11 protein-coding genes are annotated in these 13578 nt (G+C 71.6%); 7 read left to right on the plus strand and 4 right to left on the minus strand.

What is annotated here, in order from left to right:
* Positions 1 to 277: 277 nt before the first annotated feature.
* Entirely contained in the window at positions 278 to 1420 is a 1143-nt protein-coding gene (locus MXD61_RS27170) for an Mrp/NBP35 family ATP-binding protein (RefSeq protein ID WP_163549790.1), read from the minus strand.
* A gap of 260 nt (positions 1421 to 1680) precedes the next feature.
* Between MXD61_RS27170 and MXD61_RS27175 the strand changes: the two genes are divergently transcribed.
* Positions 1681 to 2184, plus strand: a complete 504-nt coding sequence (locus MXD61_RS27175; protein ID WP_248816267.1) for a MarR family winged helix-turn-helix transcriptional regulator — start codon at positions 1681 to 1683, stop codon at positions 2182 to 2184.
* Between the two features lie 8 nt (positions 2185 to 2192).
* Here MXD61_RS27175 and MXD61_RS27180 read toward each other — a convergent pair whose 3' ends face one another.
* Together MXD61_RS27180 and MXD61_RS27185 are read right to left on the minus strand one after the other, a co-directional pair.
* On the minus strand, positions 2193 to 3047 hold the full coding sequence (locus MXD61_RS27180) for a PHP domain-containing protein (RefSeq protein ID WP_248816268.1): 855 nt from the start codon (positions 3045 to 3047) through the stop codon (positions 2193 to 2195).
* 10 nt (positions 3048 to 3057) lie between these two features.
* A complete protein-coding gene (locus MXD61_RS27185) occupies positions 3058 to 4500 on the minus strand; it encodes an aldehyde dehydrogenase family protein (RefSeq protein ID WP_248816269.1) in 1443 nt (480 codons plus the stop codon).
* A gap of 249 nt (positions 4501 to 4749) precedes the next feature.
* On the opposite strand from MXD61_RS27185, the gene MXD61_RS27190 reads away from it, so the two are divergent.
* The 3 genes from MXD61_RS27190 to MXD61_RS27200 all read left to right on the plus strand — a co-directional run bounded on the left by MXD61_RS27190 (position 4750) and on the right by MXD61_RS27200 (position 7973).
* Complete coding sequence (locus MXD61_RS27190) at positions 4750 to 5265, plus strand: hypothetical protein (RefSeq protein ID WP_248816270.1); 516 nt, start codon at positions 4750 to 4752, stop codon at positions 5263 to 5265.
* Positions 5262 to 6209 (plus strand): TIGR03619 family F420-dependent LLM class oxidoreductase, encoded by a 948-nt coding sequence (locus MXD61_RS27195; protein WP_248816271.1) that lies wholly within the window; start codon positions 5262 to 5264, stop codon positions 6207 to 6209. The genes MXD61_RS27190 and MXD61_RS27195 overlap by 4 nt, the downstream gene beginning before the upstream one ends.
* A 90-nt stretch (positions 6210 to 6299) precedes the next feature.
* Entirely contained in the window at positions 6300 to 7973 is a 1674-nt protein-coding gene (locus MXD61_RS27200; protein WP_248816272.1) for an AMP-binding protein, read from the plus strand.
* A gap of 427 nt (positions 7974 to 8400) precedes the next feature.
* On the opposite strand, the gene MXD61_RS27205 is transcribed toward MXD61_RS27200, so the two are convergent.
* Positions 8401 to 9267 carry a helix-turn-helix transcriptional regulator gene (locus MXD61_RS27205; protein WP_248816273.1) on the minus strand — a complete coding sequence of 289 codons (867 nt, stop codon included), beginning with the start codon at positions 9265 to 9267 and terminating at the stop codon, positions 8401 to 8403.
* 110 nt (positions 9268 to 9377) lie between these two features.
* Between MXD61_RS27205 and MXD61_RS27210 the strand changes: the two genes are divergently transcribed.
* The 3 genes from MXD61_RS27210 to MXD61_RS27220 all read left to right on the plus strand — a co-directional run bounded on the left by MXD61_RS27210 (position 9378) and on the right by MXD61_RS27220 (position 13569).
* A complete protein-coding gene (locus MXD61_RS27210) occupies positions 9378 to 10637 on the plus strand; it encodes an amidohydrolase family protein (protein WP_248816274.1) in 1260 nt (419 codons plus the stop codon).
* Between the two features lie 257 nt (positions 10638 to 10894).
* Positions 10895 to 12202: a CaiB/BaiF CoA-transferase family protein gene (locus MXD61_RS27215; protein WP_248816275.1), complete on the plus strand. Its 1308-nt coding sequence runs from the start codon at positions 10895 to 10897 to the stop codon at positions 12200 to 12202.
* On the plus strand, positions 12199 to 13569 hold the full coding sequence (locus tag MXD61_RS27220; RefSeq protein ID WP_248816276.1) for a CoA transferase: 1371 nt from the start codon (positions 12199 to 12201) through the stop codon (positions 13567 to 13569). Before MXD61_RS27215 ends, MXD61_RS27220 begins: the two co-directional genes overlap by 4 nt.
* The last annotated feature ends 9 nt before the right edge of the window (positions 13570 to 13578 follow it).

The raw sequence follows: 13578 nt of genomic DNA on the forward strand, positions 1-13578 counted from the left end.
ATCCACCTAACCGACTACCAGAAGTAACGATCAATCGGTATGCCTCGCGGCAAGGAACTACTGAGGCGCTGCACTAGACACTGCCCGGCCGCGGCTGACCATCTGGGCCGGCGGCTGACGCTGACACCCGGGCTGGGTCGGAGGTCGGGGGTTGGATCACCCCGGGCTGGTCTGTGGCCTGTGCTTCCCGGCTCGAAACAGGACCCGCAACGAGAGTCGTCCCCCGGAAACAGCCGGTTGGAACCGGCTGTTTCCGGGGGACGGGGACTGGCTGCGCTCAGCGGCCGGCGGGCGTGAGGTTGAGGCTGCGGCCGGCGAGGCCACGGGAGCGGAAGGTGAGCCGATCCGCGACCGAGCTCAGCGCCTTGCTGGCCTCACTGTCGGGCTCGCCGATGACCAGCGGCACACCGTTGTCGCCGCCCTCACGCAGGCGGACGTCCACCGGGACCTGGGCGAGCAGCGGCACGTCGTGGCCGAGGACCCGGGTGAGTCGCTCGGCGACCGCGGCGCCACCGCCGGAGCCGAACACGTCGACCCGCTCCCCGCAGTGCGGGCAGGGCAGCCAGGCCATGTTCTCCACGACGCCGACCACGTTCTGCCGGGTCTGCACGGCGATGGTGCCGGCGCGCTCGGCCACCTCGGTGGCGGCGAGCTGCGGTGTCGTGACGACGAGCAGTTCGGAGGACGGGACGAGCTGGGCCAGCGAGATGGCGATGTCACCGGTGCCGGGCGGCAGGTCGAGCAGCAGAACGTCCAGGTCGCCCCAGAAGACGTCCGACAGGAACTGCTCGAGGGCCCGGTGCAGCATCGGCCCACGCCAGGTCACCGGCTCATTGCCACGGGTGAACATGCCGGTGGAGATGACCCGCACGCCGTGCGCCTGCGGCGGCATGATCATTTTGTCGACCTGGGTCGGCGGGCGGTCGATGCCGAGCATCCGCGGCACCGAGTGGCCGTAGATGTCCGCGTCGAGCACACCGACGGACAGCCCCGAACGGGCCATCGCCGCCGCCAGGTTGACGGTGATCGAGGACTTGCCGACGCCGCCCTTGCCGCTGGCGATGCCGTACACCCGGGTCATGGAGCCCGGCTGGGCGAACGGGATGACCTTGGGGGCGATACCGCCGCGTAGCTTCGTGTGCAGGGCGCTGCGCTGCTCGTCCGACATGACCTGCAGGTCGACCTGGACGGAACGCACCCCCTCGACGGCGCCGACCGCGCGACTGACGCGGCTGATGATCTCATCTCGCATCGGGCAGCCAGACACGGTTAGCAGCACCGTGACACTGACGGAGCCGTCATCGAGGACGTGGACCGCCGAGACCATGTCCAGCTCCGTGATGGGACGGCCGATCTCGGGATCGTTGACCGTCGCCAGAGCCGACTGGATCGCGTCGGTGGAAGGCCGGGATGGGGACAAGGGAAACCTCAGTCACTGATTGGCACCAGATGCGACCCCCGGGGCCGCCTGTGCATCCACGATAGCCCGCGCGCGCCTCGGCGGTGTTGCGGCGATGCCCGGGTGTGTGCCACCCATCCAAGCTGTCATTCATCTGACTTCGAGAGCGGAATTTATCGGTAGGTACTGGGACGTTGTCGAGGTGACAGGCCTGGGCAGCGCGGGCTGGTCCAGCGACCGGGGCACATAGGCTGGTTCGGGGTGTGGCGGGAGGGCTCGGGATGGTCGAGGACACGGTCGGCGCCAGTTCTGAGACGGACAGCGTCTGGGTGGACGCCCGCGGCATGCGTGCCTGGCGGTCGCTGCTACAGGCCCACGCGCACGTCACCCGGGTGCTGGAAGCGGAACTGGAGCGCGCGCATGACCTGCCGCTGGCCTCCTACGACGTGCTCGTCCAGCTTTCCGAGGCGCCGGAACACGAGTTGCGCATGAGCGAGCTCGCCGACGCGGTGCTGCTCTCCCGCAGCGGCCTGACCAGGCTCGTCGACCGGCTGGCACGGGAGGGCCTGGTGACCCGTCGCTCCTGCCCGTCCGACGCGCGGGGAACGCTGGCCGTGCTCACCCCGCAGGGGCTGGACCGGCTCCGGGTGGCCACCGGCACCCATCTCAAGGGCGTCGGTCGGCACGTGCTGAGCCACTACTCCCGCGCCGAGCAGGAACAGCTCGCCGTGCTGCTCGAGCGGCTCGGTTCCCCGCGCGAGGGAACCTGCGGCCGCGGCGTCTGAGAGTCGGCCTATCCGGTGATGGGGGTCGCGCCGGTGGCGGTGGTGACGAGCCGCTCGTAGGCGGCGCGGCTGGTCGTCTCGGCGCCGAGCCCCTGGGGTTTGCTGGCACCGTGGTAGTCGCTCGAACCGGTGGTGAACAGGTCGAGGTCGGCGGCCAGAGCGCGCAGGCGGCGCCGTTCGTCGTCGTCGTGGTCGGGATGGTCGACCTCGAGGCCACCGAGCCCGGCGGCGGCCATCCGCTCGATCACCTCGGGGCCGACGGTGACACCGCGCCGGCTCGCATAGGGATGCGCGAACACGCTGACCCCGCCCGCGGCGCGGATCAGCTCCAGCGTCCGCCACACGTCCGGCTGCTGTTTGCCCACGTGGTAAGGCCCGCCGGGGCCGATCCAGGAGCGACTGAACGCCGCGTCCATGCTGGGTACCAGGCCGGCTTCGACCATCGCGGCGGCCACGTGCGGCCGGCCCACCGTGCCGCCGGCCAGCTCGCTGACCCGTTCCCAGCGCACCGGGTGCCCGTCGGCGTGCAGGAGTTCCACCATCCGACGGGCCCGGGTGACCCGGTGCCTGCGGACCTCGGCCCGTTCGGCGGCGAACGTGGGCTCCGCCGGGTCGAACAGGTAGGCCAGCACGTGCAGGGCGATCCGCCGCTCGTCCACCTGCACGTAGCAGGAGATCTCCGCGCCGGGCACGAGGACCAGCCCGCGGGGCAGCGCGGCGGCGGCCGCGTCGATCCCGGCGGTCGTGTCATGATCGGTCAGCGCGACGACGGCGAGCCCGGCGGTCCCGGCGCGGCGCACCAGTTCCTGGGGGGCGTCCAGCCCGTCCGACGCGGTGGAATGGGTGTGCAGGTCGATCGTCACCGTTCGATCGTCACAGGTCCAGGCCGGTGAGGACGAGAACTCGCTCCTCGGTGAGATCGGTCATGGCCGAACGCAGGCCCTCCCGGCCGATGCCGGAGTTCTTCGTCCCGCCGTAGGGCATCTGATCGGCCCGGTAGGACGGGACGTCCCCGACGACGACGCCGCCGACGACAAGCTCGCGGTGGGCGCGGAACGCGGTCGCGAGATCGTGGGTGAACACCCCGGCCTGAAGACCGAACGCGCTGTCGTTGATCCGGGCGAAGCCGTCGTCGACCCCGTCGACCGGGGCGACGACGATCACCGGCCCGAACACCTCCTCGCGGACCAGCCGGGCCGACTCGGGCACACCGGTCAGCACCGCGGGCGCGACGCTGGCACCGGTGCGGGTGCCGCCGCAGTGCAGGGTGGCGCCGGCCGCGACCGCCTCGCCGATCCAGGTCTCGACCCGTTCGGCCGCGGCGGTGTCGATGAGCGGGCCGACGTCGGTGGCCGGATCGCTGGGATCGCCGTCGCGCAGCGCCCGCACGGCGGTGAGGATCTCGCCGAGCAGCTCGTCGTGCAGCGACCGGTCGACGTAGACCCGTTGCACGGCGATGCACGACTGCCCGGCCTGGTAGTTCGCGAACAGCGCGATGCGCCCCGCGGCCCGGGTCAGGTCCCCCGGGGCATGGAAGTCGGGCGCGACCAGCACCGCGCCGTTGCCGCCCAGTTCCAGGACGACCTGCTTACGTGGCACCGCGTCCCGGATCGACCAGCCGACCGGACCCGACCCGGTGAACGACACCACCGGCAGCCGCGGGTCGGCCACCAGCGCGCCGACCACGTCGTTGTCGACGGTCAGCACCGAGAAGGCACCGGCGGGCAGATCGGTCTCGGCGAGCAGTTCACCGAGCAGCAGCGACGACAGCGGGGTGCGCGGCGCGGGTTTCACGATGATCGGCGCCCCGACGGCCAGCGCCGGCGCGACCTTGTGCGCCACCAGGTTCAGCGGAAAGTTGAACGGGGCGATGCCCAGCACCGGCCCACGGGGGAAGCGCCGCGACAGCGCCAGACGGCCCTCGCCGGTCGGGTCGGTGTCGAGCCGGGTCAGGTCGCCGACGAACCGGCGGGCCTCCTCCGCTCCCCAGCGAAACGTCGAACTGGCCCGGGCGACCTCGGCCCGTGACCAGGTCAGCGGCTTGCCGCTCTCCGCGGTGATCAGCCGGGCGATCTCGTCGCCGCGCCGGGCGATCTCCCGGGACACATGCCCGAGCGCGGACGCGCGCACATGCGCCGGCAACGCCGCCAGCTGCGAGGCGACCGCCGCCGCGGCGGCGACGGCCTGCTCGACCTGCGCCGCGGACGGTTGGGCGACCGTGGCCACCAGCGCACCGTCGTAGGGATGGCGCACCTCGAGCTCCGCCGTACCCTGCGCCGGCCGGCCCGCGAGCCAGAACGGCCGGACCTCAGCCATCACGCATCTTTGTGGTCGGCTCCCTGTTCGGCGGCGAAGCGGTTCAGAGGTCATCCTAGGCGCATCCCGTCGCCGGGAGTGGCCATCCACGCCCGGGTCGGGCACTGTCGTGGGCCTGCCCACCGGCGGGCCCGTCCGTCGTGGCCGCGGGCCGACGCCCGGGCGGCCTGCCTGCGGCGATGGCCGACTGGCGGCCGACTGGCGGGTGACCGGCGGGTGGGCTGGCCGGTCTGAGGAGACACCCTGGAGGTGCCGAGCCGATGGACGAACCAACGCTTTCGGTGTCGGGTCGAGGGGGGGGGGGGGGGCCCCCCCCCCCCCCCCCGCCTCGCGGCCCTCGAGGAGTTCCTGGCCTGGGCGCCGCCGTTCCACGCCGCGCTCGGCCCCACCCTGCACCAGGTGAGCACCCACCACGTGCGACCAGGTGCCGGTGGCGAGCAGGCCACGGCAGCAGTCGGCGGGGGCGGAGGTGAGCCGGTGCTGGCTGAGGCGTCCTGTTATCTGCATGCGGTGTTGGTCAGCGCGGATCTGACGTCCTGCCAGACGGTGTTCGGTCGCTACCGCGACCTGTTCGTCCACCTGGCCGATCGCTGGGTGATTCAGCGGCGCGAGTTCCACCCGACCTGGCGTAACGTCACGACCGAAACGGGGATCACCGGAGCCGCGGCGACACCCGTGGCCGGGACCGAACCCGCCGGGACCGCGCAGACCGGGACCGCGCAGACCGGGAACGTGAGCGCGACGGACAAGCGGGAGGTGCGGTGACGGGGCAGCCGGTGCGGTTGGGGGCGGTGCTGCCGCAGGCGGAGATCCGGCCGAGTGATCCCGCTGCTGTCGTCGCGTTCACCCAGGGCCTCGAAGCCGCCGGCTATGTCGATCTGCTGGTGTTCGAGCACGTGCTCGGCGCGGATTCGGCCAGCCGGCCGGACTGGACCGGCTACTACGACCACACCGTGCCCTTCCTCGAACCGCTGGTGCTGTTCGCGCACCTGGGGGCGCTCACGTCGCTGTCGTTCATGACCGATGTGCTCGTCCTGCCGCAGCGTCAGACCGCACTGGTCGCCAAGCAGACGGCCACCCTCGACGTCCTGCTCGGTGCCGGTGCCGGTACTGGTGGTGGCAGCGCTGGCAGTGGTGGTGGACGGTTGCGGCTGGGGGTGGGGATCGGCTGGAACGAGGTCGAGTACGACGCGCTCGGGGTGGCGTTTCGCAGCCGGGCCCGCCGGTTGGAGGAGCAGATCCCGCTGCTGCGCGCGCTGTGGACGCAGCCGGTGGTGGCGCACAAGGGGGCGTTCGACACGATCGACCGGGCCGGCATCGAGCCGCGTCCGCCGTCGGGGGCGATCCCGATCTGGGTGGGCTGTGGGGACGCGCCCGCCGCTCTCGAGCGGGTGGGGCGGCTGGCCGACGGGTGGATTCCGCATCCGGCGCTCGGTGACGGGGAACGGTTGGCGGCGGCCTGGGCGCTGGTGCGTTCGGCGGCCAGGGACGCCGGACGGGATCCGGGGACGGTCGGTCTGCAGGGCCACGTGGTGCTGCGGGGAGGAACGCCGGCGCAGGCCGCAGGGCGGCTCGGACGCTGGTTGGAGCTTGGCGCCAGCCATATCGCCGTCAACACGTTGGAGGCGGGGCTCGCCTGGCCGCAGGCGCACGCCGACGTCCACGCCGAGATCGCGGACCACTGGAAAACCCTCAACGGCTCGGCCTGACCAGGGGACACGGTGGTTTTCTAAACGTTGTTAAACGGTCGACTGTGCGGATGGGGCTGAGATAGCCTCACCCGAATGGGCGATCATGGGGTGGAGTCGGGATACAATATCGCCGCGGTTCACGAAGCCGTCGCCGCCGCGGTGCCGGATCGTGACTGCATTGTCTTTCGGGATCGCCGGCTGACCTACGCCGATATCACCGAGCGTTCCCGTCGGTTCGCCCACGTGTTGCGCGACGGGGGGCTCGGGGCCCGGCCCACCGGGCGGGCGGGTCTGGGCTCGCACGAGTCCCAGCACGATCATCTCGCGGTGTACGCCCACAACGGCAACGAGTACCTCGAGGCGATGCTCGGCGCCTTCAAGGCCCGGGTCGCCCCGGTGAACGTCAACTACCGGTATGTCGCCGAGGAGCTGCGGCACGTCCTGTGGGACAGCCGCAGTCGGGCGATCGTGTACCAGTCGGAGTTCGCGCCGCGGCTCGCCGAGGTCCTCGCGGACCTGCCCGACCTGCACCTGCTCATCCAGATCGAGGACGACTCGGGCCAGCCGCTGCTGCCCGGCGCCACCTGGTACGCCGACGCCCTCGCCGGGGCGTCCGCGCGGCTGCCGGCCTGGTCGGACGAATGGTCACCCGACGATCTCTACGTCCTCTACACCGGCGGGACGACCGGACTGCCCAAGGGTGTCCTGTGGCGGCAGGGGGACATCCACCTCACCGCGATGGGCGGGCGCCGACCCGACCGCACCCCGTTCTCGTCCCTGGCGGAGATCGCCCGCACGGCTGTGGAGACCGACCCCACGGTCGCGTTGCCGGCACCGCCGTTCATGCACGGCGCCGGGCACTGGACGGCGTTCATGACGATGAACAAGGGTGGCATCGTCGTCATCCAGAGCCGTACCGACCGGCTGGACGGCCACGACATCGCCACGCTGCTCGAACGGGAACGGGTGCGGTTGCTGCAGATCGTCGGCGAGGCGTTCGCCCGGCCGATCGTCGAGGCGATCGGGACCGGGCGCTACGACGTCTCGTCGGTGCGCACGATCCTGTCCGGCGGGTCGGTGCTGACGGCGGCGACGAAGCAGCGGCTGCTCGACCTGATGCCCGAGGTCACCATCATGGACGCGATCGGCTCGTCCGAGGGTGGCAGTCAGGGCCTGCAACTGACCTCCCGCCAGCAGCAGCCGCCGCCGGCCGGCGTGTTCAGCCCGACGGAGGGCAGCGTGGTGGTCGCCGAGGATCGGTCCGGCCTGCTACCCCCCGGCCATGACGGCACGGGTTGGCTGGGTAAGACCGGTGCGCTGCCGCTGGGCTACCTCGGTGATCCGGACAGGACCGCCCGCACCTTCCCGACGATCGCCGGCCAGCGGATGACCATTCCCGGCGACCGCGCCCGCCTGCTCGCGGACGGCACCATCGCGCTGCTCGGCCGCGACTCGGCGACGATCAACTCCGGCGGCGAGAAGATCTTCGCCGAGGAGGTGGAGCAGGCGGTCGCCAGCCACCCCGGCATCCGCGACGTGGTGGTGACGGGCCGTCCCTCGCCGCGATGGGGGCAGGAGGTCGTCGCGCTCATCCAGCCCCATGAGGGTGTGGTGGTGACCGACGACGACCTCGCCACCGCGGCGGCCGCGCACATCGCCCGGTTCAAGCTACCCAAGGCCTACATCCGTGTCGACGAGGTCAGACGCTCGCCCGCCGGCAAACCCGACCTGCGCTGGGCCGCCGCCGTCGCCGCCAAGGCCGACCAGCCCCGCCAGCCCTGACCCCGCCCGCCAGCCGCGTCCCCACGTCCGATCAGGGACACCTCGATGCCCTGCTTACGCAGGGCAGATCGCGTACAGCCGGCACCGGTTGTTGTCGACGCTCACCATCGGCCGGCCTGACCTGCGGGGGAGCCGGCTGTGGTGGCGCCGCCCGTTCGGTGCGAACGCGGGTGGACGGCCGGTTCGCCGGACACCGCCGTAGCCACCAGGATCCGTCAGCGGTGCCACGTCGAGCGGCCCGGTCGTCAGCATCGGATCCTCGGGTTCTCGGCGTATGGCAGGTGAGAGCACCCGCATGGCGCCAGCCAGCGGAGCTACGAACAGCACGGCGGCCATTGCCGCCCAGATGATGCTGAATGACGTCTCACGTGACGCCACCGTCAGGTGGGTCAGGAAGCCAGGGGCACGATGGTGGCGGTGGGCGGGGTCAGGTGCGGGCGGTGACGCGGCGCCGGTAGTCCGACGGGCTCTCGCCGCAGTGTCGGGTGAACGTCCGGGCGAAGGAGCTGGGGCTGTCGAAGCCGACCGCGTTCGACACCTCCAGCACCGACGGGCCGGGTTCGGCCAGCAGTGCCATCGCGCGCAGCAGTCGGGCCCGGGTCAGGTAGTCCCGCCAGGACAGGCCGAGTTCGGCGCGGAACTGGCGGCGCAGCGTGCGTTCGGAGACTCCGACGGCGCGACTCACCTGCTCGACCGTGACGGCTTCGAGGTGCTGGCGGGTGTAGGTGGCCGCCGCGGCCAGCAGCGGGTCGGCCGGGGTGGGCAGGTCGAGTGGCGCCTCCTGGTCGAGCGCCTCGACGAGCAGGTGACCGAGCGTGCGGAAGAACCCGTCGGCCACCGGGTCGGGCTGGGCGCCGTTGATCGGCCAGCGCTGTGCGTAGATCACCATCTCCCGGATGAGCGGGGGGACGGCGATGATGCGGGCCCGGTCGCCGGGGGAGCGAATCAGGGACGGGTCGAACAGCACCGCGACCGAACGCACCGAGGAGTTCATCGTCGCGGAGTGCTCCAGCCCGGCGGGGATCCAGGCGGCCTGCTGCGGGGGGAGGAGGTAGTGCGCGGCGGCGGTCTCCACCTCGATGACGCCGCTGATCGCGTACTCGATCTGATGCATGTCGTGCGAGTGCAGTCCGGTGACCAGGTGCGGCCCGTCCCAGGCGTACGATCCGCCCAGCCCCCGCCCGCCCTGGCGAAGGTCGACCAGGCCGTGGTCGACCAGGCCCTGGTCGGACCGGCCGTGCGGACCATGATGGGCCGCCCCACGGGGGCCGTTCGGCGAGGAGGGCCGGGCCATCCTGGCCGTTATCGCATGGCTTCTGGCCGATGGCGCGGAGACGGTCACGGCTCGACAGCGTACAACCGAACCAGAGGGTATGCCCGGTCACATCGCGAGAAAGGACTGGCATGGACGTCAACGACATGGTGCTGGTGAGCATCGACGACCACGTGGTCGAGCCGCCGGACATGTTCCGCAACCACGTGCCCGCGAAGCTCGCCGACCAGGCGCCGAAGGTGGTGCGCAACGAGCAGGGCGTCGACCAGTGGATCTACCAGGGTCGGGTGACCGGGGTCAGCGGGCTGAACGCGGTGGTGTCCTGGCCGGCCGAGGAATGGGGTATGGAGCCGGCCAAGTTCGACGAGATGCGCCCGGGGGTGTACGACATCCACGACCGGGTCCGCGACATGGACCGTAACGGCATCGTCGCGTCGATGTGCTTCCCGACGTTCACCGGGTTCAGCGCCGGTCACCTGAACCACTACAAGTCCGACGTCACCGTGCGCATGGTCGAGGCCTACAACAACTGGCATATCGACGAGTGGGCGGCCACCTACCCGGGTCGCTTCATCCCGCTGGCGCTGGTGCCGACGTGGGAAAGCCAACTGATGGTGAACGAGATCCACCGGGTCGCGGCGAAGGGTGCCCGAGCGGTCACGATGCCGGAGCTGCCGCACCTGGAGGGCCTGCCCAGCTACCACGACCTGGCCTTCTGGGGCCCGGTCTTCCAGGCGTTCTGTGACACCGGCGTGGTCATGTGCCTGCACATCGGTTCCGGTTTCGCCGCGCTGAAGATGGCGCCGGACGGCCCGATCGACAACCTGATCATTCTGGCCACCCAGGTCACCGTGCTCGCCGTCCAGGATCTGTTGTGGGGGCCGGCGTTCCGCGAGTACCCGGACCTCAAGGTCGCCTTCTCCGAGGGCGGGATCGGCTGGATCCCGTTCTACCTGGACCGCTGCGACCGGCACTACACCAACCAGCGGTGGCTGCGCCGCGACTTCGGCGACAAGCTGCCGAGCGAGGTCTTCCGTGACCACTCGCTGGCCTGCTACGTCACCGACCCGACCTCGCTGCGACTGCGTAACGAGATCGGCATCGAGAACATCGCCTGGGAGTGCGACTACCCGCATTCCGACTCGATCTGGCCGAACGCGCCGGAGTTCGTCCTGAACGAGCTCAACGGCGCGGGCGCCACCGACCCGGAGATCAACAAGATCACCTGGGAGAACGCCTGCCGGTTCTTCAACTGGGATCCGTTCGCCGAACTGCCGCGCGAGCGGGCGAACGTGGGCGCGCTGCGGGCGACGGCGACCGACGTCGACACCGCGATCCGCTCCCGCAAGGAGTGGGCACGGCTGTACGCGGAGCGTCACAGCGCGGTGTAGTCGTCGCGTACCCGGGTGGCCGACGTTCGTCCGGTCACCCGGGTACGACGCCGGGGGTCTTCGACCGGCGATATCCAACTGTCATATGCAGACATTGCACGCATAGAAGCCCGAGCTCTGGACTCTCATACCAGACGCTTGATAGACCGATGCTCCGCAGGCGCTGCTCCAGTGGCGCTGCGCCGGGCATCGGGAGGCGACAGGTGGACGGGCCGCGATTAACGGACGGACGACACCAGGCGAGCGGGTCGCGAGATGTGGGCGGGTCGCCGTGGGAGGAGCTCGGCGCGCCGGCCGACCGGTGGGCCGGCTGCCCACCCGATCTCGAAGGCCGCTGCGACGCTCTGCGCCACATCCGGGTGTGCGACCTGTCCGGTCAGCTCGCCGGTGCGGGTGCCACCCGGTTGCTCGCCGCGTTCGGCGCCCAGGTGATCCGGGTCGAGGACCCGACGAACCAGGGTGGTTGGGACGTCGTCCGCGGCGGACCGCCGTATCTGGACGAGCGGCGCGGCATCGAGTTCGGCGCCGGTTTCAACAACCACAACCCCGAGAAGCTCGGCGTCACCCTGAACCTGCGCACCGCGCGCGGCCGCGAGCTGTTGGAACGGCTGATCGCCGTCTCCGACGTGGTGACCGAGAACTTCGCGGGCGGGGTGTTCGCCCGGATGGGTTTTCCCTACGAGCGGTTACGTGAGCTCAACCCGTCCATCGTGTACGTCTCGAACAGTGGTTTCGGCACCAGCGGCCCCTACCGTGACTTCCGTACCTGGGGGCCGATCGTCCAGGCGATGAGCGGTCTGACCTTCACCTCGGGTCTGCCCGGCCAGCCACCCGCCGGCTGGGGCTACTCCTACATGGACCACATGGGCGCCTACACGATGGCGATCGCCGTGCTCGCCGCGCTCTGGCACCGTGACCGCACCGGCGAGGGCCAGGCGGTGGACGTCTGCACGGTCGAGGCCGGCATCGCCCTGACCGGCACCGACATCCTCGAGCGCCACCTCGGTGGCCGCCCGCCGCGCCCGCCGGGCACGGTGCACGCCAACCGAGATCCCCAGATGGCGCCGCACGGCATCTACCCGGCCCGCGGCGAGGACCGCTGGATCGCCCTGGCCTGCCGCGACGACGACGACTGGCGCCGGCTCGCCGCCGAGATCGGCCAGCCCTGGGCGCGCGAGACGATGCTCGGGTCGGCGGCGGCGCGGCTGACCGGCCAGGACGCCCTCGACGAGCTGCTCGGCGCCTGGACCGCCGGGTTCGACGCCGAGCAGCTCGCCGCCCGGCTGCTGGCCGCCGGTGTCCCGGCGAGCCCGGTGCGCTCGGCCGCCGAGCGGATCGACGGCCCGCGTCCCGCCACCCCCGACTGGGGCCTGTGGCCGACGGTGGCGCACTCCCGGATCGGACCGGCCCGGGTCGAGGGTCTGCCGGTGCATCTGTCCGAGACGGACTGGTCGCTGCGCCGGGGCGCGCCGTGCCTGGGCGAGCACAACCAGTTCGTGTTCGGGCAGCTGCTCGGGGTCGACGACGCCGACCTCGCCGACCTCGCCGCGGCAGGCGTGCTGTGAGCGTCCGCGCGGGGGACCCGCAAAACGGCGCGCTGGGCGGCTCGGCCGCACGGCAGGAGTCGTCCGGGGGCGTCCCGCGTGGGCCGTTGTTCGGGCTGCGGGTGCTGGAACTGGCCGGCGAGTTCACCGCCTACCCGGGCAAGCTGCTGGCGGACCTCGGTGCGAACGTCGTCGTCGTCGAACCGCCCGGTGGTGCCGCGGCCCGCGGGCGCGCCCCGTTCGTCGAGAGCACGCCACACCCGGAGAGCAGCGTCAGCTGGCGGCACTACAACACCTCCAAACGCGGCATCGTCCTGGACCTGGCGACAACCGTCGACAGCGAGCCGACGGGCGGGGACGACGGTCGCGGCGGGGATGGCGACCTTGGCCGGTTCGAGCGGCTGCTGGCCGACTGTGACGTTCTGCTGGAAGGCTGGCCGGCCGCCGACACGGCCGCCCTCGGGCTGGACCCGGCGCGGTTCACCCAGCGCTACCCGTCGCTGGTGTGGACGACGGTGGCGCCGTACGGCCGGGCCGCCTCGGGCCCGGACCGGCCGGTCACCGACCTGACCCTGCTCGCCGGGGCGGGACCGGTGCTGTCCTGCGGCTACGACGACCACGGTCTGCCGCCGGTGCGCGGGCTCGGCGGGCAGGCGGTACACGTCGGCGGTTCGTTCGCGGTCGCGGCGACGCTCACCGCGTTGCTGTACCGCACCCGCTCCGGCCGGGGCCAGCATGTCGACGTCAGCGTCGATGCGGCGCTGAACGTGACCTGCGAGCTGGCGACCACCCAGTATCTGGCCGACGGGCAGCTGGTCTCCCGCCAGACGGGACGGCACGCCACCGCGTCACCGACCAACCAGACGCAGGTCCGCGCCGCCGACGGGCAGTACGTGGTGCTCGGTTTCCCGCCGCGGACCGCCGCGCGGTACGCGGCGCTCGTCGCATGGATCGACGAGCTGGGACTGCGCGAGGCGTTCCCGGACGTGGTGCTGCTCGAACTCGGCGTCGAACGTGGGGGCGTCAGCATCGTGAGCCTGGGGACCGACCCGTTGGCCCAGCCGATCTGGGACGCCTCCCGCGCCGCGATGATGCTGCTCGCCGAGCATCTGCCCGCCGCCGAGTTCTTCCTGGGCTGTCAGCGTCGGGCGATCGTCGCCGGGATGGTGGCCTCGCCGGAGGAGGCGATCCGCGGCCCGCACGCACTCGCCCGCGAGTTCGCCGTCGAGCTGCTCGACCCGCACACCGGGCGGGTCGAGCTGCATCCGGGCGCCCCCTACCGGTTCGGCCGCACCCCCTGGCGGATCTCCCGTCCCGCTCCTCGGCTGGGTGAACACACCGCCGCACTGCTGACCGCCGGCTGGGACACCGGCCGGGACGACGGCTGACGAACAGCC

Source organism: Frankia sp. AgPm24 (genome assembly GCF_023243055.1).
GTDB lineage: Bacteria > Actinomycetota > Actinomycetes > Frankiales > Frankiaceae > Frankia > Frankia umida.

Coding starts and splice junctions, on each gene's coding strand:
- MXD61_RS27205 (WP_248816273.1), bottom strand. CDS start 9,267: ATGGCCCGGCCCTCCTCGCCGAACGGCCCCCGTGGGGCGGCCCATCAT.
- MXD61_RS27210 (WP_248816274.1), top strand. CDS start 9,378: ATGGACGTCAACGACATGGTGCTGGTGAGCATCGACGACCACGTGGTC.
- MXD61_RS27175 (WP_248816267.1), top strand. CDS start 1,681: ATGGTCGAGGACACGGTCGGCGCCAGTTCTGAGACGGACAGCGTCTGG.
- MXD61_RS27185 (WP_248816269.1), bottom strand. CDS start 4,500: ATGGCTGAGGTCCGGCCGTTCTGGCTCGCGGGCCGGCCGGCGCAGGGT.